This is a genomic window from Halalkalibacter sp. APA_J-10(15) (assembly GCF_023017105.1).
Classification (GTDB): Bacteria; Bacillota; Bacilli; order Bacillales; family Bacillaceae_D; genus Halalkalibacter.
Genome location: NZ_JALKEV010000014.1, coordinates 43,147 through 69,808, shown reverse-complemented (window position 1 = coordinate 69,808; position 26,662 = coordinate 43,147). Strand labels below are relative to the sequence as shown.

Here is a 26,662-nt window from a genome sequence, read left to right as displayed (position 1 = left end):
TTCAACTTTTCCACTTAGTATATCACTTCAATATGAACTGATTATGAATTAATACCCTCTTACTTCTTCTAGATCTTATTTTGTGACATCATGGCCGATTTACCCGATTCTCATTTTCATACATATAATAAAGAGAAACTTATAAATTGTTTCCTTTTTGCTTATATAGAAAGGATCATTGAAAAAAACACATGGCAGATTGTATGTATCTTCTACACTGTCAATAAGGTGTGTACTGACAACAGATCTAACACTGGATCTATTGAATCTGTTTACAACTAATTATAGTTAGTTATAATTATATAAGCTGGCTTAGGAGACCTTCTCTGCTTATACAAATTCCAAAGAGAGATCTTACCAATCGCACACATCTCAATCTCTAAAAAGGGGAGTATCAATGATAAAAAAAGTTGTAGGATTCTTGATCGCTGTGCCACTTCTAACAGCTTGTCATAATCAAAATCAAACAGTGGAACTGTATGTACCAACAGCTGCCAGTATAACAGATGCTATGGAACAACTAATCGATAGATATACGGAAGATAACGAAACGATAACCATTACGCCTACATATAGTAGCTCAGGAAATTTAAAAGACCAGATCAAAAATGGGGCGCCTGCTGATATCTTTCTTTCTGCAGCAATGTCATGGATGATCGAACTTGAAGAAGAAGGTTTTCTGAATGAATATACACCTTTATTACGAAATGAACTAGTTATGATTACAAATTTAGAAAATACGCATAATATTGAATCATCTTCTGATCTAATGAATGATGATATCGAAGGGATTTCCATTGGAGACCCAGAAACCGTGCCAGCTGGAGAATATGCCAAACAGGCTCTAACACTTGCTGATCTGTATGACGATATTGAAGATCGACTTATTTTTGCTAATGACGTTCGCGGTGTTCTAACGTATGTAGCAACTGGGAATGTCGATGCGGGTTTTGTGTATCAAACAGATGCTATAGCATCAACTAACGTGACCATCATTGAGCAAATGCAAGTAAATGATCCTGTGCTCTATCCAATAGGACTATTGACAGACACTGAACACCCTGAAGAAGCAAAGGCATTTTACGATTGGCTAAGAGGCGATGAAGCAAGGGAAATATTCAAATCAAATGGATTTGAGTTTGAATCATGACATCACTTGACAAATTTCTTTCTCCAATTTTTATCTCAATACAAGTGATCATTATCGCAAGTATCGTCTCCTTTATAACAGCTCTCTTCATTGCATGGTGGATGAAAGACAAGAAATTCAAAGGCAAGAGTGCTCTTGATACGCTTTTAATGTTGCCATTGGTACTGCCGCCAACCGTTGTCGGCTTTGGTTTACTTATCCTTTTAGGACGGCAAAGCTTCATTGGCAGAGCTTTCGAATGGCTATTTTCTCAGCCTCTAGTCTTTTCCTTTTGGGCTGCTGTTGTTTCTGCTGCTGTTGTTGCTTTCCCACTTATTTACCAGACACTTCGGACAGGCTTTGAATCTGTTGACGGTGAATTGATTGAAGCAGCTCGACAACTTGGTGGAGACGAAAAGCAAATTTTCCGTTTTATCATCATACCATTATCGTGGCGATATATTTTAACAGGCTACATGCTTGGGTTCGCTAGAGGACTTGGCGAATTCGGTGCTACAATTATGTTCGCAGGAAATATACCAGGTCGAACTCAGACTATGCCTAGCGCTATTTATTCTGCTGTTCAATCAGGTAGAACAGAAATGGCCTATTTTTGGGTCATCACTTTGATCCTATTTTCCCTTGTCCTACTCTCAATCGTCCAACGTTTGAAACCTTAAGTTTATAGTGATTGTTCAAAAAGGTCGGTTTTTGACCTTTTTGAACATGTTCTTATATTTAGATCATGACCCTTATGAGATGGCGATCACATCTCATAAGGCTCATTGATTTCATAATCAAATTAATTTCCAATAAACGACAATCACCATAAATAACATTCATCCTCCCTCTCCATCAAAATAAACCTTCCCTGTTGACTTCTAAACAGTCCTTACATTCTTCCTTTAAATTTTTCGTGTTCATATTCAGTTCATAATCCTATGTTACCTTTGACGCTGTAGTCATCTTTTGTGAATAAATGAACGAAGGAGATGCTTTTACGTTGTAAGTAGATGAAGGAGGAAAAGAGGAAACATGACGAAATTTTCAATTAAAAGACCGATTTTTACAATGGTAGCAATGATTTTATTTCTATTGTTAGGAGCGATTTCTTTAACAAATATTCCGCTACAATTAATGCCTAACATTAACCCGCCGATAGGTGCTGTCGTTACAAGCTACCCTAATGCAGGCCCAGAAGAAGTATTAGATAAAGTATCGGAGCCGTTAGAGGATAGCTTAGCTACCGTTCCAGGCTTGAACAATATTAGTTCGATCTCTATGGAAAATGCGTCGATGACGATTTTAGAATTTTCTTGGGATACGACCATTGAGGATGTTGAAAATGACATTATAAGCAGAATGAACCAAGCAAGTTTACCATCTGATGCTGGTACTCCTAGCTTTTTGAAGTTTGATCCATCACAGCTTCCTATCATTCAATTAACAGTATCATCTGATGAGGACCATTTTAATGAGCTTGTTCTTGATCTTGAACGTGAGCTTCAAAAGACTGAAGGAGTTGCTTCCATTGATGTGACAGGAGAAGCTGTTGATGAAATTATTGTGGAGCTTGACCAACATGAACTCGAAACATATAACCTTGAACAAGCTGATGTCGTTTCCATTCTCCAAGCCCACAATGTTACTGCTCCAGGGGGACTAGTAGAAAGTGGCGATTTACAATACACAAGTCGCGTCTTGTTTGAAATGACGAGCATTCGTGACATTGAAACGATTGTTGTCTCCGTCGATCCAGCAACAGGTGAGGACATTACTGTTGGTGATATTGCTCATGTTGACCTCATTACCGACCATGGTGGGGCTATTACGAGAACGAATCAGGAACCTTCAATAATGATGAGTGTTCAACAGCAAGCAAATGCGAACTTAGCAGAGGTTTCAACGGCTTTTAACGACCGTTTAAACGAACTATTAGATGAACAGAAGTATAATGACTTAGAAGTCGCTGTCGTTTTTGATCAAGGAGACTATATACAAGAAGCGATCTCAAGTGTCATGACTGCACTTATTTTAGGTGGCTTATTCGCAATCATTGTTTTGTTTGCTTTTTTGAGAAGCTTCAAAACACCATTTATTGTCGGCATTGCGATCCCATTCTCTGTCATCGTTACGTTTGTCTTACTTTATTTCACCAACCTTTCGCTAAATATTATGACATTAGGTGGATTAGCTCTTGGGATTGGAATGCTTGTTGATAACTCGATTGTCGTTATTGAAAATATATATCGACACTTATCAATGAAAAAGACTGCTAGAGAAGCCGCTTATGATGGAACGAAAGAAGTAGGTGGAGCGATTACAGCTTCAACGTTAACGACCATTTCCGTTTTCTTACCGATTGTCTTTATTTCAGGAATCGTTGGCGATATATTTATGGAATTTGCACTGACAGTCTCATTTAGCTTATTAGCGTCATTAGCCGTTGCTTTAACCGTTGTTCCAATGATGGCCAGTCGGATGTTAAAGGCACCAAAAGAAAATATTGAAGAAAAACGCCAGCAAGGTCGATTCATCACTACGATCGATTCAACGATTAAATGGGCTTTAAAGCGTAGATTAAGTGTACTTGGTATCACCTTCTTACTATTAGTAGCTGGTGCAATAGGCGTATTCCAAGTTGGTGTTGAATTCATCCCTGATACGGATGAAGGTTTTTTCCAAATTGATGTCGAAATGGAGCGGGGAACTCCGCTTGAAGACACGTTAACAGCAGTTGAAGGCATAGAAGATGTGTTAGATGATGAGCGTGATATTCTTCATTATGTGAGTACGGTTGGGTCAAGTGGAGGAGAAGGTGCCATCCTAGGTAGCTCCAGTACACACGAAGCCTCCATTTTCATTACGATGAGAGCTTTAGATGAACGGTCCATATCGACCGCTGAATTTGCTGATTCAATTCGCCGTGATGTGGAACGAGCTGCTTCAGATGCAGATATTTCGATACAGCAACAAGCGATGATGGGCGGTGCGCCAAACACGATTACGTTTAACGTACTTGATTCTGACCCTAATCGTTTAGAAGATGTCGTTATGGAAATAACGGAAGAATTTGAAGATATGAGTGAATTTAATGAGGTGACGAATGACTTAACTGAAACAGTGACAGAAATTCAATTCCTTGTAAATGAAGAAGCAGCGAGAGAAAATGGCTTTGCACCAGCTCAAATAGCTCAATCTCTAAATCAAATGATGAACGGGGCTTTTGCGACGCAAATTGTGACAGATGATCATGACATTTACGAAGTACATGTTCGTTACGATGAGGAATATATTACAACACTTGAAGCTGTTGAAGATTTAATCCTTCGAGCCCCAACAGGAGAATACGTGACATTAAAAGATGTCGTTGAAGTCGTTGAGGGAGAAGGACCGATTACGATCAATCGGATCAACCAAGAATCAGCCGTTCAATTTAGTTTACAATATGGAAATCAGTACACATTAGGGGAAATGTCACAGCTCGTTCAACAAACGATTGACGATTTAGATATTGCTAATGAGACGACGATTTCTTATACAGGTGATCAGCAAATGCTAGACGATGCGATCGGTGATCTGACACTTGCCTTGTTACTTGCGTTAGTATTTGTCTTTCTCGTTCTAGCAGCACAGTTTGAATCATTTAAATATCCACTTGTTATTATGTTCAGTGTACCACTCGTCGTCATCGGTGTTGCTCTCGGTCTAACGTTTACATTAACACCACTTAGCATTATGGCGTTCATTGGCTTAATTGTCTTAGCTGGGATTGTCGTCAACAATGCCATTGTTTTAGTTGATTATATCAATAAGAAGAAAGAAGAAGGAATACGAAGCTATGATGCCATCATCGAAGGAGTCAAGAACCGTGCACGACCAATATTCATGACGTCACTTACAACGATTCTAGGACTTGTTCCACTTGCATTAGGAATGGGTGAAGGTGCTGAAATCCAACAGCCTATGGCGATTACAGTCATTGGTGGGTTAATTAGTTCTACATTCTTAACGTTAATCTTCATTCCGGTTATTTATAGCTTTTTCGATAAAGATACGAGACGAATGAATAAAAAATACGCTACTCCAGACGGACAGCTTATTCCAGCTTATTTACTCGAAGAAAAGTACGATCTAGATGAGCGTTCAAGCTCTCGCAAAGCTTTACCTTATCATGAAGAAGAGCGCAGTGAAAGACGATTATCAGAGGTAGAATATGAAATAGAATTGGAGCAAGTAGAAAAAGATGAGGAGGTCTACACTTCTTCTGATTCCAGTGAAACTCGTGAAGTCGATTCAGACTCAGAGCAACGTCCACGTATTTCACGTGACGAATTACTAGATTTACTAGAAGATGTGCTAGAAAAAGATCGCGACCGTCGAAAGAAAGAGGATCAAGAATAGAATACAAAGTTTTTTTAAGATTGGATGATCGTGCGCCGTTCCATACCTCATACTTCCATGAGGTATGGAACGCACAATATTAGGAATTTCACTTTAGTTCCATCCACTAACTAATGTTCCTTTTTTCTTTTTTTAATTGTTCCATTAAAATAATTAACCTTTCAAGCTCCTCCTCTGTTAATTGATCATAACGTGATAATTCTTCTTTTATATGTGTAATTGTTTTGTTATCCTTACTATCATTTGATAGAAAGTGAGTAGCAATTGAACCTGTGATCATGCCAATTAATCCAATTCCAAATAACATTAGTATAAAGGCAATAACCCTACCTAATTCTGTCTCTGGCGAAATATCTCCATAGCCTACTGTTTTTGCCGTAACAACTGCCCACCAAAGAGCATCTGAATACGTCTCGATACTAGGCTCTAACCTCTTTATTGGAATAGCAGATAAAAAGATTAAACACAAAGTAAAAGTAATCACTTTATGTAAGCCATTTGTTTTAAGTATCGTATAAAATGGTTTTAAAAAGTGGGCACTTATAGCTATTAGTCTCACAGCTCTAGCCAATCTAGCTATACGTGCTAATTGAAAAATAGAATCAAAAGGAATAATAGCAATTAAATCGAAAGGATATCTTTTCATGTATTTAATTTTCTCTTTACTACTTAAGAAACGAATAGAAATATCAATGACGAATATGAACCAAACGATACGATCTAAAAAATACCATTTAGAATGCTCTGACCAAATAACTAACACCGATATAAAGGCTAAGATTACCATAATGAGTTCATAAATTAAATTCCATTTTATCTTCATCCACTATTTCCTTCCAACAATGATTTTATTATTAATCATATTTTTTCCTTACAAAAAAAGCTAGGCTATATCCCCTAGCTTCCTACTATTCAACTTAAAAATATAATTCCATACCCAATCGCACCGACGATGACAAGAGACGGATGCACCTTCCATTTATGTAATAAAAGATAGCTCATTACAACTAGTAAGAGCGTTTGCCATATTCCTGCATGATCATAGGAGCTTTCAAAAAAGCGGTAAGCCATGACACCTAGTAATACAGCAATGGTTGGTCGTATCAGTGCCGTCATCTTTTTCACTTTCGGAGAATCCTTGAATTTATATAAGAAGCTTAACAATACAATCATTAAAATCAAAGAAGGTGCAACAGTCGCAAAGACAGCAATCGTCGCTCCTAACACACCTGCGACGTCATAGCCAATGTAGCCGGCCATTTTTGTAGCGATTGGACCTGGAAGCGCATTTCCGAGTGCGAGCACTTCACTAAATTGCTCTACCGTCATCCATTCATAACGATGAACGACTTCGTACTCAATTAACGGAATCGAGGCAGGTCCGCCCCCATAACCGATTATACCAGGAATGAAGAAGGCAATAAAAAGCTCAACATAAATCATTTAGCTCTCCCTCCTTCTTGAACGCTTTCCTTTGTTTTTGATCGCTGGAAAAAAGGAACACATAATAAAATCACGATTAAAATAGCTGGGTGCAATCCGAGTAGTTCGATCATGACAACACTAATGACCGCAAGTAAAATACACACCATCCATCCTAATCCTGATTTTGCATTTTTCAAAAAGTCCCACGTCAAAAGCGCCAGCATGACACCGACAACAGGCAATACACCATTTGTTACTCCATTTACCCATGCATAGTCACTGAAATTAGTTAATGACGCAAGCAGAATTATCATTAAAAAAATGGTCGGAACGATAGAAGCTAACACAGCCACAATCATTCCTAACACACCAGCAACACGATAGCCAATATACCCCGCCATCTTTGTGTTTATTGGACCAGGTAATGTATTTCCTAAAGCTAGTACATCACCAAATTCTTCATTATTCATCCATTGATAAATATCGACAACTTCTTTTTGGACAAGCGGAATAGCAGATGGGCCACCACCAAATCCTAAAATACCCGATCGAAAAAAAGCGACAAAAAGATCCCAATAACGTTTCATTCCCCTTTAGTCTCCTTATTAATATCCAATTGCCATGCCATCTCCTCTTGGATCTGCTCCACCATATTTCATCCCATTTTCCGGGTCAATCCATATCGCTCCAGCATGACCCATCATATCTGTGTATGGCTCTACTCTTTCAATTGGATGTCCTCGTCTTTTTAGCTCATTAAAAACATTCTCGCGCAACCGCGACTCAACTTTAACCGTATTCGATTGTGCTCCCCATGTTCGTCCATATAACCACCTCGGCGCTTCAATCGCCTCTTGAGGAGACATTCCGTAATCGATCATTTTCGTAACGAGTGCCGCTTGAGTTTGCGGTTGCCCTTCCCCGCCCATTGTACCATAAACTAGGAGAGGTTCAGAGCTATATGTCATCATTGCCGGGTTTAATGTATGAAACGTCCGCTTATGGGGGTCAAGCTTATTAATATGTTCTGGATTTAGTGAAAAAAAGCTTCCTCGGTTTTGCAGAAGCACCCCCGTTCCTTTTGGTATAATACCAGAGCCAAAGTCATGATAAATGCTTTGAATACAAGATACAGCATGTCCATGTCGATCAACGACTCCAAACCAAGCCGTATCCCCTTTAGGGTCAAGGAGCTTTTCATGATTTAGTGCTGATGACATTTGAATTTGCTTCGCTACTTGGATTGCTCTGTCCCCTGACAACAATTCATCAATCGGAATATCTACAAAGTGAGGATCTGTTAGCCATTGATCACGATCAGAAAAGGCAAGCTTCGTCGCTTCTAGAATGAGATGAACATAATCGGCTGAATCAACATCAACATGACGGAAGTCAAATTGATTCAATATATTTAAAATCGATAGCGACGTCATTCCCTGTGTATTGGGAGGGAGATTGAAAGCTGTATATTCCCGATAAGGAACAGAGAGAGGTGTCACCCACTCTGATTGATGTGAGGCAAAATCATCTAATGTGAGCATTCCATCATGCTGTTCAATATCTTCAATCATTGCTTTTGTGATACTACCCTCATAAAACGTCCGTGCCCCCTTTTCAGCGATTTCCTCCAGTGTGCTTCCTAGATCGTGTAACGTCATAACCTCACCCGTCTGAAAAGGCTGACAATAATCATTTAAAAACGTTTTCTTAAACTCACGATAGTTTTGTAGGTTCGTGCTTTCATTGTATACATTACACGTTGTCCAATAGTGTTGACTTGGTGTAACTGGAAATCCATTTTCTGCATACGAAATAGCCGTTTTAAATAAGTCGGACCAACGTGCTGTTCCTTGCAAGTGCTTCTGTGAATAATGAAAGACCTGTTCCCAGCCACTAACCGCACCAGGAACCGTATTAGCTGCTAAATAACCTCGTGTCGGTATATCTTGGTAGTTTCGTTCGTGATAAAATGGAATCGTTGCTTTTTCTCCAGAACGACCGCTTGCATTTAAACCACGCATGCATTTTGACTTCGCATCATACATAAGCCAAAAGCTATCACCACCGATTCCGTTCATATGCGGATAAACAACTGCTAGTGTCGAAGCAACAGCAATCGCTGCCTCCCATGCATTCCCTCCTTCATGTAGCACACGTACTCCTGCTTGTGATGCTAGGTAATGAGGACTTGTCACCATTACTTCCGGTGCCATCGTCGTCGGTCGGTATGCTTTCATCCTCGATGACCTCCTCTTTTTGGACTTTTTCAGTGCCCTTATAGCTGCTCAACAGTATTTACTAACGGCTTCGTTCCGGTCATATGAGCTTCAATCACATCACCATCTCTTATAACGACAGCACCTGGAGTCCCCGTTAAAATCACATCACCTGGCAATAGTGTCATCACCTTTGAATGAAAGGCGACGATGTACGCTGGATCATAACGCATTTGCTCCACTTTCCTTTCGTACGTAACATTGCCATTCAGTACAGTTGCTACACATAATTGTTTCACATCTTCCACTTCATTAACTAATAAAAACGAACCAAAACTAAAAAACGTATCAAAGCTTTTAGCACGTGTTAAATAACGGTGGTTCTCAGCATGGATATCTGCTTCCGTCATATCTAACGCAGAGGTGTATCCGAGTATATAATAGCTTGCTTCTGATTGATCAATTTCTTTACATCGCTTGCCAATGATAATGGCTAACTCTGCTTCGGCTGTTGTATTCGTTGACCCTTTTGGGATTTTAACTGCATCATCCATCCCAATAATCGTCGTATCCGGCTTCATAAAGCTAACAGGATCTGAATAGGTAGAAACATGCTTAGGCTTCTCATCTAAATAATTCATACCGACTCCCCAAATCTTTCGAGGTCGCCGATAAAGCGGAGCAAGCTGTGCTTTATTGCCCTCAACCTTGTCATAACGCTCTAGCCTCTGACACCCTTCTTGCTCATACCAGCTAGTCAAATCATCAATCACTTCTGTTGTAATTAATTCAAACACCGTATTCGGCCATTGTAACTGTTCATATTGATTGATCGTCTCAATTAAGACATATCCATCCTCTACAGCAATCGCAGCTTGCTCATTTCCTTGATATAAAATGGTCGCTAATTTCAATGGTGGATGCTCCCTTCTGTACCTTTTCATGGTATTCCTTTACCCAATGGAGTAAGCGTAAATCTTGATGTGTAGATCCAATAAAGGAAAGGCCAACCGGTAGTCCATCAATGCTCATAGCAGGAACTGATACTTGCGGCGCACCTATTAAGCCACTTACACATGTCATTAATAACGTTCGCTTCCTTTGTTCTTCTAACTTCTCTCCTTTTGCTCTTAGAAGAGGGGCAATCGATGGAGCTGTTGGCATCATAAGTAAGCTGTCCTCACCAAGAAGTCGAACAAATTGATCCTTTAATTTTCTCTGTTGCAATACTGCCTGATCATACTCTTCTTTCTTAATCGTCTTTGCCCATTTGAAACGTTGATCAATATCTGTACCAAAAGTAGGCTGATGCTCCTCAATCCATTGACCATGCTCACGCCATATTTGATAGCCTTGTAGCGTTCTAAATGTGTTTAACCAAATCTCCATTCCTTCAGAGGCCAAATTTATAGAATCTATCGTTTCAACGAATGGCTTCATCAGTTCTTTTTGCTTAGAAAATGCGTGCTGACATTCACTACTACATAGCTCAATGATATCCTCTGGTATGATAATACGTCTAAAGGAAGGCAAACTATAATCTTGATTCATTAAAATTGTACCGATTTTGTAAAGCAACTCTGGCTCCCTCGTCATCCATCCAACTGTATCAAAACGCTTCGCAAGTGGAATGACTCCTTCTACTGAAATGAGACCATGAGTTGGTCTGAAGCCGTACACACCGCAATAACTTGCCGGAATTCGAATCGAGCCACCTGTATCTGTTCCGAGAGCAAAATCGACTTCACTTGCCGCAACAGCGACAGCTGAACCACTTGATGATCCTCCAGGTATTCGATCGATGCTCGTTGGATTAAATGGGGTCCCATAATGAATGTTTTCTCCATTCAAGCTAAACATCAGTTCATCTGTATGTGTCGTTCCTTTTAACATCGCCCCCTCTTCTAACATGCGCTTTACTGCAAATGAATGCTCAATAGATGATGAATGTGTTCTTTCCCAATCTGGATTCCCCGCACCTGCAACGATTCCTTTTACTGCAAAGACATCTTTCACAGCAAACGTCATTCCTTTTAAAGAACCTTCTTCGGCTTCATACAAGTTCAAATAATTCTTTTTAAATGCATTCCATTTGTCCATCTCTTCTCCTCCTCTATGAATACATTCTCTGCGCAAGTGATTTCACTTTTTTCAATTGCGACTGATTCATTTTTCGTAGCTTAAGTGCCACCTGCAGTTCAAGGCTCACCTCAGGATCATCAATATCTACATTTAATAATGCAGATATCTTTTCCATCCGATAAACAACCGTATTATAATGCGTATAAAGTGTTTCAGCTGTCACACGAATGTTTCGATTCGCTTGGAAATAAGCCTCTAGTGTTTCAATATAGTTGACTGATTTCTTTGATGCCTGTTCAAGAACTCCGAGCATTTCTTCTGTATATTGAATCACCTCAGTTCCTTCCGGAATTAAATAGAGCAAGCGATACAAATGTAAATCTTGATAATGAATCACCTTTTTATCCGTTGTATATTGCTGACGAATCGTGTTCACTTTAACCGCTTTATGATAGCTTTCTTGAATATTCTTTATATCATTTACGTGATCACCAACACATAACGTATAAGACTCCTGCATATTCTTATAACTTATAAATCGATCGACTTCCTTTTGAATAAGACCAAAGCTTCTTTCTAGTGATTTTTTCGTATGATCAATAAGTAAAAAAGTAAACTCTCCTAGTAAAATTGTTCCATATAACTGTCCCTTTATCGCTTTTGATAACGTCGACACCATGTATGAAAGTTCCTCTTTCATAGCTCCTTTATCTTTCCCATCCATGATAAACACTTGATACCACTTTCTCTCAAAGTCTAAATCAAGAGACTGTGTTCGAATTTCCATATCTACATCAGATGTCACCTCACCCAATAAGACATCTTTCAAAAATTGATCCATGTACCTCTTTTCAATCTGCTTCCTTGCCGCAATATTGGCAAGCTCCATGTTTAACATCGTACTCATTTTTTCTATCGTTAAACAGTCCACTTCTGTTAATTCATAATTCGTTTCAATACATGCAATGAAAGCAGTATGACTAAGTGTCGTTTCCGACGTTAATGGGATCGATATACACGAAAATGGTTCATCACGAATTTTAATGCTTCTTATCCCACTACCCGTCTTCGCCTCTAAAGCTTGAACAGCTTTTCTTAACTCAAATTCTTCTAAAACATCCTCAAATAATGGTGCGATAATCGTTCGATCAAAATCATAAACAACGACTGGATTCCCCATCAATTCTTCTAAATGATAAATAACGTCCCTTATGTCCTTGCCGGCTGCCATTTGCTTCGTACATTCTTGAACACGATTGTATAATGTCATTAAATGCTCAGATTCTTGATAGAATACTTCCTCCATCGCGACTCTTACAATATCAGAAAATACTGCTGTAGGTAGAATTTCAACAACTGGAAAATGAAGCTCATTGGCCTTTTCGATAAAGCTTTGTGGGATTTCATCAATAAAGCGTTGTACCTTAATTCCGATCCCAGCCACATTCTTTCTCTTTAATTGAGATAATAAATCAACAAGCTCCTCCACATGATCTCGGAAAGGATACCCCGTTGTCATCATAAATTCTTGTGGTCGGACAAAATTCAACACATCCGGTGAACCAACAATATTGACACGACTTATGACTTGATTGACATTTGAATGCCCTGCGACAAGCCTGGCTCCTTCTAACGGCTCAAGCTCTAATAACCCTTTAATCGTTAGTCCTCTACGATTCATCACCTCTGACACTATTATCACCTCATCTATCGATTATCGAATGGCTATTTCCCCGAAAAAGACGAAGACACTGTTCACTTGACATGACTGAAACAAAATGCCTATCAATATTTCTCAATGAAGGTTCATATGCATCTGGGAAAGCATACACTGTTGCATCGCTTATAACGACTACATGGTAATCACGTTGATGAGCATCACGTGCTGTTGATTCCACGCATGTATTCGTATTAATCCCTGTCATAACCATTGTGTCAATATGTAACGATTGCAACAATTGATCAAATTGTTCATTCATATACGCACTATATCGATGCTTCCCAACGAAATAATCATCTTTATCGGATTGTAATAGATTGTAGAATTCACATCCCCACGTTCCTGCTCGATAGCTATTAGGATGCTGCTTTGCCTTTCTTCTCTGTATCCAAGCCCTGTTCCCATCGTTTTCTTTCGAATGAATCATTTTCAGAAAAATAATCGGAGTCTTTTCCTTTCTTGGTTGTTCAATAATGCTTGACACAAATCATACGGATAATAGGACACTGGGTTACCTCCTTCTTTATAGAGTAAATGGTTCAAAGGGCTTTTCCCCCTTTGAACCTTCTACCTCTTTACTGTTCAAAATATTCGTTAGTATAATAACGGTCAACCTCATAACGCTCAGAAATTAAATCACTCATTTCCAATATATCAAGTGTATCCTCCATATTCTCTTCTGACATCCATCCGTAAGGCTGTTCATCAAATAAAGCAATCTCTTCAAGTAATTCAAGCTGCATAAGTGCTGTTTCTTCATCCATAGCATCTGGGAATTGTTCCATGACAAGCTCTACCGCCTCGTCCTTGTTTGCTAATGTATACTCAAATGCCTCATCAATCGCCGCTAAAAAACGTTTAACTGTGTTAGGGTTTTCTTCTAAAAATGAATCATTTCCTATTAACGTTAAACCAACGAGGTCATAACCAAAGTCAGCTAAATAAAGTGGTGTTAACTCTACACCCAACTCCCGTTCAAATAGTGGATATTCATTTGTTGAGAAGATGGCAACAGCATCTACTTCTTTGTTTAAAAATAATCCATTACGCGCTGAGCTTTCTACTTGTACTGAATCAACTAAAGATTCATCAACATCGTTACTTTCTAAGAAAAATGGATATATATTTGTAAACGTAGATGCGATTGACATCCCAATACTTTTTCCTTCAAGATCTTGTGGACTTTCAACTGGTGTATCAGGATGTGATGCGATCATAATCGGTGAACGATTCATATAAGATGCAATCATTTTAATCGGCATACCTTCGACTAAACCTTGTGAAGGCTCGACTGTTGACGTAATACCAAAATCATCCTGTCCTTGAGCAACAGCTTGCATCGTACTTGTTGAACCATTTCCTTCTAACACATCAACATGTAAGCCATATTTTTCAAAAAATCCTTTTTCCTGAGCCACAAAAAATGGGGAAAATTCTCCTTTAAAGCGCCAATTCAATCGTAAGGTCACGTCTGTAACTTCCGGGTCACCAATTGTCATTCCATCTTCTAATTCTTCTTCATTCGTCCCCTCCCCTACTGTCTCTATCGCTTCCTCGGAATCATCCTGATTATTACCTTCTCCACAAGCTGCTAAAATAGCCATCATACACAATGATAATAGTAAGAATTTTGCGAATTTTCTCATTATAATTTCTCTCCTTTTTCAAGCTTCTGCTAGAATACCTTGCGATTGGAAGATTGAACGAATGTCATGAACATGCTGGTTAAAATGAGGATTGGAACGTGATTCACTACTTCTAGGTCGATTAAGTTCAACCGGTAATTCCTTCAAAATCGTTCCTGGTCTTCCTGACATGACAACGACTTTATCTGATAGAAAGACAGCCTCCTCAATACTATGGGTAATAAAGATCGTTGTAAATCCGTACTTATCTGAAAGCTTCAACAAATCATACATCATTTGCTCTCTCGTCAAGGCATCCAGTGCTCCAAACGGTTCATCCATTAAAAGAAGCTTAGGATCTTGAATAAGCGCACGGCAAATTGATACCCGTTGTCTCATCCCACCTGATAACTCATGTGGATATTTATCTTCAAATCCTTTTAAACCAACAGACTCTAGTAATTCTAACGCCTTTGCTCGATTCGTTTGCTTGTTCGGTCGATCAAACCATGTTATTCCTTTCAATTCAAGAGGGAATAACACATTATCTATAATCGACCTCCATGCTAGTAACACATCCTTTTGAAAGACGACCGCGACACCTCCAGCTATTTTTCCAAGTGGCTTCTCATTTAATAGTACATGTCCTGAAGTAGGTCGATCCAAGCCAGCAATAATTCTCATAATCGTGCTTTTTCCACAGCCACTTGGACCTACAACCGACAGAAAATCACCAGGTTCAACAGAGAGATAGATGTTTCTTAATGCTTCAACTCGTCCTGTTCTCGTTTGAAACACTTTGCCAACATTCGTTAGCTCTAGTTTTGTAGCCATATTACTTCCCACCCCCTGCCTTGTTCTCGTGATACCAAGGCATTAATATCCGTTCAAATAAGTGCACGATACAGAATAACAATATCCCGATAATTGCTAGTGTCAGAAGTGTCGCAAACACTAGCGTCGTATCTAACCGAGCATTCGCCGTTAATTGTAAATAGCCAAGACCGTGCTCTGATGCAACAAATTCTCCAACAATCGCCCCAACGACCGCTAACGTAATCCCAACTTTAAAGCCACCAAATAAATGTGGTAATGCGTTTGGCAAGCGGAGATAGAAAAAGATTTTCCATTCTGAAATACCGATCGATTTCCCTAAATCATGCATATCTTTATCCAAGGAACGAAATCCAACGACGGAATTAATCACAACGGGAAAAAATGAAATTAAGCAGGCAAGTAATATTTTGGTCGTTAACCCGTAGCCAAACCATATAACAAGAATTGGCGCAATTGATACCATTGGTATACATTGAATACCGATTAATATCGGATATAACGAATTTGCTAAATAGCGAGAATACACAATCGAGATCGCTAACGGGATACCGATCGCCAAGCTTAACCCAAACCCAAGTAATACCTCCGTCAACGTCGTCAATGAATGAGAAAACAATACTTGAAAGTCACTAACAAAGCGTGTCCCTATATCGATTGGTGACGGCAAAATATATCTGGGGATATCCATTACGATCGTTAGTAATTGCCAGATGCTCGCCATACCTAATAAGGTCAGTACTGCCCATACAAATTGTGGAATGACCAAAACTCGGTTACCTTTCTCTTGTTGTTTCATCATTGCCACTCCCGTTTTTGTTTCCATTTTTCACTTCCTCCTTTCATCGAATCATTTTCTCCATTAATTTAACAGGATTAGGAGCCTCAGCTAATAATTCACTTGGCCGTTTCAAATCATAGGCTGGTCGATAAGACAAGTGCTGGAGCTGTTTGTTCACTCTTTCTATTTCAGGAACAGTTGATAACCATTGAATGATATTCTCCACCTCCTCTGGTTCATAGAAGCGTAAGATATAGGCTAGTAATTGACCATATTGCAGCATATTCCCACTTCCAAGTGGATTAAAATGATCACGCAAATTATCGGAACCAATTTGAAGCTTTACACCAGCATTTGCTAAATCCTTTACTCTTGTTAATGACCTTGTCGCTATTGCAGTCGGACAAGTAGTTACCGTCATACCAGAATAAGCCACTGCCTTGATCGTTTCCATCGCTATTTTTTCTTCGACGTTTGCCAGTGAGCAGCAATGAATGGCTGTTACCTTTGAGCCTAATCCTTCTTCAGTCGTCACTTTTGCTAAATATGGAAGATTAAAATCATCGATCCTACCCGTTTCATCTGTATGAAATTCAATCCAATCTAAATCAGAATGAGTAGCGAGTTGGATAATCTTATCAATATGCTGCTTGCCGTCTTGATCCATACTCGTATGACCACCAATTCCTTGAACACCAAGATTTATTGCTTCCTTTAATAACACCTCTGTTTCCGGATAACGATCAAAACCTTCCTGATTAAAGGCAATCAAATCAAGGACGATTCGATTCTTCCACTCCTCTTGAACTTCCTTCAACGCTTCAACAGCTCGTAATTCAAACAACGGATCAACATCAACATGAGTGCGGACATAAACCGTTCCATATTGATGCATTTTCGTTAAAGCTTTCACGGCAGCTTCTTTGATTTCATTTTTCGTCATTAACACTTTAGCTTCTCGTGTCCACTCGGCACGAGTAGAAGCTGGAGCATCTTTATAACGAAAAGGTGGTGACAAAAACCCTTTATCAATATGCGCATGATAATTCATCCAACCGACAAAACTCATAACTCACCGCCCGTAACTCGTACGACCGGAGCAATTAAGTTCGAACCTTGTGGACCTTGATGCTCAGAACCTGCAGAACATAAAATTCTCGTTTCACCAACATAACTGCCAACGACTGCATTCGCTACTGCCTTCGCCAAGATGCCTGAGTGCATCGCTAATGCATCAGTATGCATCGTATGTCGCCTTCCGCGAACAGTTGAAAGAGCATCTGCTCCAGCATTGACAAACACTTGTACAATATCTTCCATTTTATCTTCCGACAATGTCGATCCAGCTTGTATCCCTGCGTTCTCAAACGATTTCCTAAGCCCAACTAAATCTAGCGCATCCTCCATCACCCCTGATCCTATATACAGGTCACTAGAAGAAGCGGTCGAATTACCCATCACAATAACCCGTGCTGATACTTGCTCATGTCCTGCTGATACGGATGTTTTAACTGAATAAAGAGAATGGTCTCGATTCAAGCTTTCTTGTGATATGCAATCTCGTTCAACCTCTTCTAATGCTACAGCAGAGCCTAATGCCGAAGCTGCCTTCGATAAACTTCCTCCAACACCCCAAGGACACTTCACCTCTACACATTTCACATCGTCAATGGAATCAATATCGGCCTCTTCCATCGCTCGCTTCACTGCTTCAGTCACGTAATCAACTTGCTTTAACGTACCAATTTCATTCTCATCGAGAATCGGTGTCGATGCGACACCAAAAGCAAAACGCTTCTCATTAGATTGATTCACTTTGTCGCCTTCTTCTTGAATAAACAACGTATAATGTGGAGTCATTAGCCCTCCAGTCTTGCCAATCATCATCATCGGAATTTGCTCAATTACATCCTCGTGACTTATCGATAAAAACGATGATAATAATCCTTGAAAAGCCAAAGTGGCATATCCTCTTGAATACCCATCTCCTTCTGTTTGCGCAATAATCGCCTTAATCGTCTCTGCTTTGATTTTCTCTTCTTTTAATAACGTTTGTAATGCGGTAACATCTCCTGGATGCTCCATATCACAACGAATTAATTGATAGTTCATTTGCTCCACCTCTGTTTTTGTGAGTTGTTTTTTTGTTATGACACCATGTTAGCACCCCAAAATAACAGAGTAATTGGTGTATTCTCACAGCAACAAATTTATATTTTGTGGATTATCGATAATTTTAAAGTTTTTCGTCAGATTATTTCTACCTTGTTGTTAGTTTATCTACCTGAACAAGTGATTTTTGCTTAAAATACCCTGACCTTTAGACACAAAAAAAAGACTACTAATATTACATAGTAGTCTTATATATATATCGTGTCACTTATCGACAAAGAAAAGGAACTATATGAGCTAATTTGCTTTTTAGTTCCTCATAATTAGAATCTAGCAACTTATTCAAAAACGACCAGATCGAAAAATGGAAAACAATAACCAAACAAACATTAAAATGGCTACTATAAATCCAATTTCCACTGCAGGTACATTCCATAACAGGGAAGCTTGCCCGCCTAATGCGGACCCAATTATAAGACCAACCATGATAATGCTAAAGGATAGGAGAACAATACTAAAAGAGAGACGATTACTAATTCGATCCATCTTCTTCAAGAACATATCCAACTTTGGCATCGTCACTTCGATAGGAATATGTCCTTTTTTTGTTATTGATGTAAGCTGTTCGACATTTTGTGGAATGTTCGACATGGCTTTCCTAAAATCCTGCCACTGATCATACACTTGCTCTGCCATTTGCTTCGGATGGTAGCGTTGCTTTAACAACTCGCGACCAAATGGTTCGGCAACCTTTACGATACTTAATTCAGGATCAAGCTTTTCAATCATTCCTTCTAACGTCAGCAACGCTTTACCTACAAGCGTTAAGTTTGTTGGTATTTGGATCCGGTGAGCATGTGCAATTCGAAAGAGCTTATGAACAGCTTCACCTAAATGAATCTGACTAAATGGAACATCATAATACTCATCACGTAATTCTTCGACATCCGCTCGTAATTCTTCCATATCAATATGATCAGGAACAATCCCCATTTCAGTGATCGCTTTAATGACCCCATCCGTTCGTTGCCTCATCATTGCAATCATTAACGTTGCAAAATGCTGTTTCATCTCCGACGTTAGTCTCCCAACCATGCCAAAATCCATAAATGCCACAACATTATCATGCAACGCATAAATATTCCCTGGATGAGGGTCACCATGGAAGAATCCTTCTAGTAAGATTTGCTGTAAAATGGAACGTGTCACCCGTTCGGCTAATAGCTTTGTATCATAGCCATGCTCACGTAACGCCTCTAAGTGATTAAGTTTGACTCCTTCTACAAACTCCATCGTTAAAACCTTTTTCGTCGTATAATCCCAATAGACACATGGAATATGTACCGTATGATCACCTTCAAACTGTCGGGCAATGCGCTCTCCATTTCTCCCTTCACGTCGATAATCTAACTCAGCAATTAATGCTTGTGAAAATTCTTCCACAACCTCTTTTAAGCGATATTTCGCCGCCCACCCCAAACGATGATCAGCGATTTCAACAAGTTCGTGTAAGATTTCCAAATCCGTATGCACTAATTGATTAATATGAGGTCGCTGTACTTTAACGGCTACTCGTTCACCTGTATGTAAAAGCGCTTCATGAACTTGACCAATTGATGCAGAACCTAATGGCTCGGAATGAAACTCTCTAAATAACTCCGACATCGAACTTCCTAACTCAGATTCAATTATTTCGTATACTTCCTCTGATGAAAAAGGAGGTACCTCATCTTGAAGCTTCGTTAATTCGCGAATGATATCAGTCGGAATTAAGTCTGGCCTCGTACTAGCAAGCTGCCCCATCTTCACAAAAGTTGGACCAAGCTCTTCCAAAAATTTTCGAATTCGCTCTCCTGTAGAATGCGTACCTTCCTTTTTGTCTTTCATTGACCACCGTTTTGGCAATGAAACGAGATCATGAAGGCCTAAATCCTTTACGATGAAGCCAAATCCATTTCTTGAAAAGGCTGCAGCAATTTCTCGATAGCGTTTTAAATGCCTGACTCGTTTCTCAAAAATCAGAACCCCCTCCTTTCATCCACATTTCTATTATGCTCAACCCTGTGTATTTATCTTTTCTTCTAATTCCCGAATACGTTGCTCAAGCACTTTTACTTCAGCCTTTGTCGCCACATTTAAATCAGCCAAAACATGCTTAATTTTTTCCTGGAGTTTCGCATCTAACTCCCCTTTCGTCTCTTCAGCCTTCTTCCAGAGCTCATCCATATATTCCTTTGATTCCTGCTGACTCAATTCCCCTTTCTTCACTAATTCATCAACTGTTTTTTCGATTTGCTCCTTACTAGCAACAGCCAATCCAATTCCTAGTGCTAAACCTTTCTTTAATCGATCTCTCATAATAGTCCCTCCTACAAAATCAAGTGAATTTTTTCACAATATTAAAATGGATTGTTTAATTCTTTTACCCAATATTGCCTTCTTTCAAACCTTTTATTTACGTGATATGAAGAAAAAAGGCTACTAATAAATTGTTCACTCATTAGTAGCCTTTTTCATTATTGAGTTTGGGCAATTTGATCAAACCACATTTCATATTGCTCATCTTCTAATAGCCCAACCCGTCCTACTTCTTCTCCATTTTCAAAGTGAACAATAGTAGGTGTTGACGAAATGTCATACTCGGCCCAGCCAGACTCAAATTCAACAAGATTGTATAGCTTCATATCAATTCCCATTTCATCAGCCATCGGTACGATAACAGGAGATATCTCCACACATGCTGGGCAAGTCGGTTGATAAAAATAAATTGTCAGATTCTCCTCTGAATTTAATGACGCTTCAAGCTCTTCAGGAAGGATAATATTTTGATAGTTCGGATCATCCAATTGTTTCACCGTAGCAGGGTTCAAGCTTGATTTCCCAAATGGATTCCCTTCTACTTTTTGACTTGTTGAGAAATGGTTAACAATCGCTAATGCACCGAATAAAACAATGATGACGACAAAGAAAATAATAACTTTTTTCATTTTATTTAGATCTCCTTACTCGAATTAAAATCGTGATACTTATGACAAAAATTAAAATGAACGCAATAAGCGCTAAAAACGGAATCGTTACAAAACCAAACCAATTTATATACTGTGCTGAACAAGGCACTATACCGCATGAATCTAACTCATTCATTGAAGGAACTTTTTGTAGCACATACTGATACAATGCCACAAACATCCCTATTCCTGAAAACAAAGCTGAACACAGTGCTTGGTTCAAGTCTCTCTTAATAACAGCTACACCTAAAATAATGACCATAGGATACATTAAAATCCGTTGATACCAGCATAGATCACAAGGGATGTAACCGACAATTTCAGAGAAATATAAACTACCAGCTGTAGCGATCAATGAAATCCCCCATGCACAAAACAGAAGATTCTCACTACTTATCGATATCCTTTTCATCGTTCACCTCATCTATTATGGTAATCGTCAATCTATAGATATTACTATATCAAAATGACATGAAAAAAGAAAAGAAGTTTACTGCCGTTCACGAAATAAACATACTTGTGAAAAAATATTTCTTCTATAAACTCTTTTATTGAAACTGATTATCATTATTGATATAATGGGCATTGAGATGGTCACAATTAATGTAACTAATTAAATTGTAGTGGTCAGTCTAAATCATTTACAAGAATCTAGTTCGATCCATACAATAACCGCTGGGGAGGCAATACATATGTTTGTACAAGTTCGAAAATTAACGATAGCAGAAGGACACTCTCAAACGATCGTTGAGCAATTTAGAAAACCAGGAATAATTGAACAACAAGAAGGCTTCATTGACCTTAAAGTCATGGTCAAGAAAATAAGACGCGGCGAGGAAGAAGTGATGGTCCTCGTTCATTGGCAATCGGAAGAAGCTTGGAAAAACTGGGAAAAGAGCGATGCTCATATTGCTGGCCATAAAGCAAAAAAAGATCAACCAAAACCAGAATATATACTGAATGTTGAAGTTAATAAATATGAAATCAAAGCCGTAAAGACTTCCTCTAGTTAATCCCGCTACCTTAAATGTAGCTGCTTCCACTTATGTACAATCAAACGGATTCATATACAGACCGTCTGAATTTAAAAGCTATTTTAAGACAAAACAACGTAAAAAACACCTTTGAGAAATGACTCTCAAAGGTGTTTAATCGTTCTCCTTTATTTTTCTATTAACCTTTTTCTTCTTTGCCAAACAACAACTACTAATCCTATTACAAGTAATAGCATACCTGCTAATAAATAGTTATACAGACTTGAAAATGTACTTGGCAATGAACCTGATGTGTCATCATCTCCCTGTTTAGGAGGGGGCGTATCTTTTTCACTATCTTCTACTTCCTCTTCTTCACCACCAGAGCTTTGAGTATCTTCTAACTCAATGAAAACACCATAGGATGAGAAGTGAGGAACAGACAATGCGAGGACCTGATTAGTCTTATCTACGTCTCCTCCACGCTTCTGCCACTGTTCATCCTCTTCGTCGTAATAATAAATCGCTACTTCTTCACTATCGGTGCTCTCTTCATAGCCCATTGTTAGTGTGTAGTGCTCCGTAGTCTCAGTGGCGCCCTCTTCAAATTCAAAGATAAATGAGAAAATATCTCCTACAAGAGCTAATCCTTCATAGTTTGTCTCTTCTACGTCTTTTTCTAAAATCGTTAACATCGTACCAGTTGGTAAATCAACTGACATTGTAAGTGTGACTTTACTGCCTTCAACTGTATACGTCTCCCCAGCCACAACACTGGTTTTTTGACCTATTTTTAATTCTAAATCCTTTTCATCATCTCCAGGACTATCTTCGTCGTCTGGTTTGTCTCCATCTCCAGGCTTATCCCCTTCATCCGGCTTGTCCCCATTTCCAGGCTTATCTCCGTTGTCATGAGAGTAAATCCAAGATAATGAGTCGATCCTTAGATCTGCTTCATGAAACACGACATACAGGTCATGTATACCTGATATACTTTCAGAAACATCCGATGTGACATCGACATATCCTAACTCCACGACCTCAACTTCCGTATTTTCAGCTGTATAAGATACAGGATCTGTCATTGGTACATCCATTCTCGCAATTTCCTCACCGTTTTGCGAACCCGCATGTAACGTTATGGAACCACTATTTACATTCGAAGCAACACTTGCTGTCACTTCTTCAATTTGTGCCAAATCAACGTTTGGAATCGCCACCCAAGACCCTTCCTGTTTAGACCGTACAGCATGATAGCTACCTACGACTTTATTCTCCTTTAAATGCTTAGCTGTACGATCTTTTGATACTTCATGGTAAATAACTTCGTGTGCAGCAAAAGAATGATCAAATACGTTAAAATGATCTGCACCTAGAGTGGCTACTGAGTCTCCTTCAACTTGTACAGTTTGAGAGTCTTTTATGCTTTCTGAGGACTGACCAACCATTAATGTATATGAGCCTTTTTCCACAATAAAGTCGCCAATATTCACATCCCAAATAGCAAAATCTTTAGGATCTATCGTTAACGTCACTTGTGCTGTCTCACCAGGAGTTACTTCAACTTTTTCAAAAGCGACAAGCTGCTTTTGAGGTGCATAGTCACCATAAGCTGACTCATTATTTTTAATGTAAAGCTGAATCACCTCTGACGTTTTCACATCACCTGTATTTCGAACATTTACCGTTACATCGAATGGCTCTTCCCCACTCACTTGAGAAGGAACAGCAAAGTTACTATATTCAAACTCACTGTATGAGAGACCATAGCCAAACTCATATGTTAAAGGAGCATCCGTATACATATATGTTAGCTTTGATTCAATCGGATCAGCATTTGTCATATCAATCGAATACCGTGGATCAATTGTACTTAATGAATCGGTCGTATTCCCTTCAGGTATTGAATATTGGTTTAACTCTGGAAAAGAAGACATATCCTTATACCAAGTAGAGGCCAATCGTCCAGTCGGAGCGTAATCACCGTACAAAACATCCGCTAGAGCATAGGCATCATATTGCCCTCCATAAGGCTGATAGACAATTGCTGATACATTTGGATTATTCTGAATCTCATCCATATTAACAGGGAAGCTTGAATTCACAACAACAATCGTTTCTTTCCCTTCATCAGCAAATGCTGCAGACACTTTTTCAACTAACTCATAATCTACGTGCCCCATATTAAGAGTTGAGCGATCATAACCTTCTCCCGCACTATGGCGCGGAATCGCTCCTATGAAGACAATCGCATAATCATCTTCTGTTGCACGATCGACTGCTTTTTCTCCCGTTTCTTGTACAATTGTTTTTTCAAACTTAACGTTATCTCCTCGATTTGTAGCGTTTTCAGTATGACCTAATGTTTCAGATGCAACTAGAGTTTGATCATCAGATGTTGTAACAAAACGTCCATTTGCATAATACCAATTTGTGAAATCTCCCCCAAATCCTGTACGATAACCATTTGCAATCATTGAGAAAGTTTGATCATCATTTTCTTCAAGACGTAACCTAGGTGGAATGACACTCGTGTCCCCATCCATCTCAGCTAAATCCCAGTCATTATTAGTTAAATTAAGAAGTGTTCCATCTGTATTTTCTACAGCTTGTCCACTCTCATTTGGAGACGTCACCCAACGTCCATTAACTAATGACTGTAAACTGTACCCATCCTGTCCCCAATCATATAATTCAAATAAATGAGCATCTCCATCTTCATCTAGTTCTTCTTTTGTAATAAGCCCTCCGCCTTCAGAAAGGTCTTCTATATTCTCATCAACCATAACGTTCTGTCCATTTAAAGCCGAAGTGAAGCTTATAATAGGTGCTCCAGTCTCAAAAGATACTTGATCTCTACCTATTCTATTTATAATAGATAGCAATGGGGATTGACCAGAATGTTCAATTTCCGGAGTATGATTTACAGAATATGTCGTTTTAAACCTAGCATCTGCATAAACTCCAGAAACAGCTGCGTTGTCCTCTTTACTTAGTGGCAGAACACCGTCATTTTTCAATAATACAATACTTTCTCGTGCGGCTTTCAAAGCAACTTCTTGATGATAGGAATCATGATAATCAGAGATTGAATCTGAAACATCCTTAGCATCAGAAGCAAATGGATAATATTTTGGAATTCCGTTCTCATCTACTTCATTAAAAACGCCTACACGAACAAGCTGATTCATATGCGATCGCGCAGCTTCAATTAAATCCTCTTCTGTAAGTCCATATAACCCTTCTTCAACAGCATCAACAAGAGCAAGAACATCTTCCAAACCAGCTTCAACACTAGGACCAGGTCGACCTGCATTAGCTTGGGCTAATATAATGAGAGCGTTCCCATGTTTGCGATCAATTGCATATTTCGTATCATATCCATTCCCCATTGACCCTTCTCCAAATATATGAGCATCTCCATTGAAATCTGGTGAGCTATACATCCCATATTTTGCATAACTGTTCGCATGGATTTGATAAGGAGACAGTATATTCGGAATACCGTTCGTTCTTCCGAATGAAGTCATTGCACCTGAAATCGCACCTGAGCTAAGCGCTTTCAAAGGACTACGTGTTTGATATTCGAATATAGACCGTGCGCTCGCACTATTATTAGCAGTTTGTCGAAACCATTGCGCATTGTACACTGAGAAGTGCTTAGTCCCTACTGCTGCTCGCATCCAAAAGCCATCGTCACTTTCAGATAAGTCCGTTCCACCAAGACCAGCAGCCATATGATCGACCATCGCGGCTGCCATATAAGCATCTTCAGAAAACCCTTCATCAAAGCGGCCACTTAAAGGATTAATCGTCATATCACTCACGACGGTAAAGGCTACTGTCGGAGAAGCTTCCTCTCCACCATGAATATTTGACTTTCCTTGTTCAACCTTAAGAGTACTAATCTTTTCATTACCAATAACCTGCCCGATATCAGCTAATAAATCCTTATTCCATGTTTGTCCCATCGAAACAAGTGCGGGGAAGTCCGTTGAGACGCCTTGAACATTATCAGCAGCTGATAATGCACCAGGAATAACATTTCCAGCATTTTCACCACGCTGTAATGTATAATGATTTCGAGAGCCTGTTGCATAGACAGCCGGTCCTTCAAGACCCGTATAATCAAAATAAGCATCTACAAACTCATCTAGATGATCTGGATTCCCATCAAATAGTGGCATCCCGTCAAAAACACCACCGTCTTGCGTTTTAAACGTAACGCCTCCCTCCTCGCTCGTAACAGCATGAGCAGCTGTTCCAAAGTCAAACGTCACTAATGCTATGACCAGTAGTAAAATGACACCATTCCTCATCCGTTTCTTTGCTCGTTGCATGAATTTCTCCCC

Annotated in this window: 22 protein-coding genes; 4 read left to right on the top strand and 18 right to left on the bottom strand. The window is 39.2% G+C overall.

Going from position 1 to position 26,662, the window contains the following annotated elements:
- Positions 1 to 397 precede the first annotated feature (397 nt).
- The 3 genes from modA (at position 398) to MW695_RS16110 (ending at position 5,533) form a co-directional block, all read left to right on the top strand.
- Complete coding sequence (gene modA, locus MW695_RS16120) at positions 398 to 1,150, top strand: molybdate ABC transporter substrate-binding protein (protein WP_247106393.1); 753 nt, start codon at positions 398 to 400, stop codon at positions 1,148 to 1,150.
- Complete coding sequence (gene modB, locus MW695_RS16115) at positions 1,147 to 1,809, top strand: molybdate ABC transporter permease subunit (protein WP_247106391.1); 663 nt, start codon at positions 1,147 to 1,149, stop codon at positions 1,807 to 1,809. Before modA ends, modB begins: the two co-directional genes overlap by 4 nt.
- 355 nt (positions 1,810 to 2,164) lie before the next feature.
- Positions 2,165 to 5,533, top strand: coding sequence for an efflux RND transporter permease subunit (locus MW695_RS16110; protein ID WP_247106389.1), 3,369 nt, complete (start codon positions 2,165 to 2,167; stop codon positions 5,531 to 5,533).
- Positions 5,534 to 5,639: 106 nt separating this feature from the next.
- Here MW695_RS16110 and MW695_RS16105 read toward each other — a convergent pair whose 3' ends face one another.
- The 17 genes from MW695_RS16105 to MW695_RS16025 all read right to left on the bottom strand — a co-directional run bounded on the left by MW695_RS16105 (position 5,640) and on the right by MW695_RS16025 (position 21,748).
- On the bottom strand, positions 5,640 to 6,356 hold the full coding sequence (locus tag MW695_RS16105) for a potassium channel family protein (RefSeq protein ID WP_247106387.1): 717 nt from the start codon (positions 6,354 to 6,356) through the stop codon (positions 5,640 to 5,642).
- 89 nt (positions 6,357 to 6,445) lie between these two features.
- Positions 6,446 to 6,976 carry a chromate transporter gene (locus MW695_RS16100; RefSeq protein ID WP_247106386.1) on the bottom strand — a complete coding sequence of 177 codons (531 nt, stop codon included), beginning with the start codon at positions 6,974 to 6,976 and terminating at the stop codon, positions 6,446 to 6,448.
- On the bottom strand, positions 6,973 to 7,545 hold the full coding sequence (locus tag MW695_RS16095; RefSeq protein WP_247106385.1) for a chromate transporter: 573 nt from the start codon (positions 7,543 to 7,545) through the stop codon (positions 6,973 to 6,975). Before MW695_RS16095 ends, MW695_RS16100 begins: the two co-directional genes overlap by 4 nt.
- Before the next feature lie 18 nt (positions 7,546 to 7,563).
- Positions 7,564 to 9,195 (bottom strand): gamma-glutamyltransferase, encoded by a 1,632-nt coding sequence (gene ggt, locus MW695_RS16090; protein ID WP_247106383.1) that lies wholly within the window; start codon positions 9,193 to 9,195, stop codon positions 7,564 to 7,566.
- A gap of 38 nt (positions 9,196 to 9,233) precedes the next feature.
- Complete coding sequence (locus MW695_RS16085; RefSeq protein ID WP_247106382.1) at positions 9,234 to 10,088, bottom strand: fumarylacetoacetate hydrolase family protein; 855 nt, start codon at positions 10,086 to 10,088, stop codon at positions 9,234 to 9,236.
- Positions 10,054 to 11,274 (bottom strand): amidase, encoded by a 1,221-nt coding sequence (locus MW695_RS16080; RefSeq protein ID WP_247106380.1) that lies wholly within the window; start codon positions 11,272 to 11,274, stop codon positions 10,054 to 10,056. Before MW695_RS16080 ends, MW695_RS16085 begins: the two co-directional genes overlap by 35 nt.
- A gap of 13 nt (positions 11,275 to 11,287) precedes the next feature.
- Positions 11,288 to 12,949, bottom strand: a complete 1,662-nt coding sequence (locus MW695_RS16075; RefSeq protein ID WP_247106379.1) for a PucR family transcriptional regulator — start codon at positions 12,947 to 12,949, stop codon at positions 11,288 to 11,290.
- Between the two features lie 10 nt (positions 12,950 to 12,959).
- Positions 12,960 to 13,460: a cysteine hydrolase family protein gene (locus MW695_RS16070; RefSeq protein ID WP_247106378.1), complete on the bottom strand. Its 501-nt coding sequence runs from the start codon at positions 13,458 to 13,460 to the stop codon at positions 12,960 to 12,962.
- A 91-nt stretch (positions 13,461 to 13,551) separates the two neighbouring features.
- The gene (locus MW695_RS16065) at positions 13,552 to 14,622 is read right to left on the bottom strand and encodes an ABC transporter substrate-binding protein (protein ID WP_247106377.1); all 1,071 of its coding nucleotides are present in this window, start codon (positions 14,620 to 14,622) and stop codon (positions 13,552 to 13,554) included.
- An 18-nt stretch (positions 14,623 to 14,640) separates the two neighbouring features.
- Positions 14,641 to 15,435 carry an ABC transporter ATP-binding protein gene (locus MW695_RS16060; RefSeq protein WP_247106375.1) on the bottom strand — a complete coding sequence of 265 codons (795 nt, stop codon included), beginning with the start codon at positions 15,433 to 15,435 and terminating at the stop codon, positions 14,641 to 14,643.
- A 1-nt stretch (position 15,436) separates the two neighbouring features.
- Entirely contained in the window at positions 15,437 to 16,261 is an 825-nt protein-coding gene (locus MW695_RS16055; protein WP_247106374.1) for an ABC transporter permease, read from the bottom strand.
- A gap of 16 nt (positions 16,262 to 16,277) precedes the next feature.
- A complete protein-coding gene (locus MW695_RS16050; RefSeq protein WP_247106373.1) occupies positions 16,278 to 17,285 on the bottom strand; it encodes an amidohydrolase family protein in 1,008 nt (335 codons plus the stop codon).
- On the bottom strand, positions 17,282 to 18,328 hold the full coding sequence (locus tag MW695_RS16045) for a ring-opening amidohydrolase (RefSeq protein WP_247106371.1): 1,047 nt from the start codon (positions 18,326 to 18,328) through the stop codon (positions 17,282 to 17,284). Before MW695_RS16045 ends, MW695_RS16050 begins: the two co-directional genes overlap by 4 nt.
- 342 nt (positions 18,329 to 18,670) lie before the next feature.
- Positions 18,671 to 20,347, bottom strand: coding sequence for an ABC1 kinase family protein (locus tag MW695_RS16040; protein WP_247106478.1), 1,677 nt, complete (start codon positions 20,345 to 20,347; stop codon positions 18,671 to 18,673).
- A 36-nt stretch (positions 20,348 to 20,383) separates the two neighbouring features.
- The gene (locus MW695_RS16035; protein ID WP_247106370.1) at positions 20,384 to 20,686 is read right to left on the bottom strand and encodes a phasin family protein; all 303 of its coding nucleotides are present in this window, start codon (positions 20,684 to 20,686) and stop codon (positions 20,384 to 20,386) included.
- Between the two features lie 158 nt (positions 20,687 to 20,844).
- Positions 20,845 to 21,315, bottom strand: a complete 471-nt coding sequence (locus MW695_RS16030; protein WP_247106369.1) for a thioredoxin family protein — start codon at positions 21,313 to 21,315, stop codon at positions 20,845 to 20,847.
- 1 nt (position 21,316) lies between these two features.
- Entirely contained in the window at positions 21,317 to 21,748 is a 432-nt protein-coding gene (locus MW695_RS16025) for a disulfide oxidoreductase (protein WP_247106367.1), read from the bottom strand.
- Positions 21,749 to 22,028: 280 nt separating this feature from the next.
- Here MW695_RS16025 and MW695_RS16020 point away from each other — a divergent pair, with 280 nt between their 5' ends.
- Positions 22,029 to 22,349 carry an antibiotic biosynthesis monooxygenase family protein gene (locus MW695_RS16020; RefSeq protein WP_247106366.1) on the top strand — a complete coding sequence of 107 codons (321 nt, stop codon included), beginning with the start codon at positions 22,029 to 22,031 and terminating at the stop codon, positions 22,347 to 22,349.
- Between the two features lie 149 nt (positions 22,350 to 22,498).
- Here the strand turns inward: MW695_RS16020 and MW695_RS16015 are convergent, their stop codons facing one another.
- A complete protein-coding gene (locus tag MW695_RS16015; RefSeq protein WP_247106364.1) occupies positions 22,499 to 26,650 on the bottom strand; it encodes a glycoside hydrolase family 3 C-terminal domain-containing protein in 4,152 nt (1,383 codons plus the stop codon).
- Between the last annotated feature and the right edge of the window lie 12 nt (positions 26,651 to 26,662).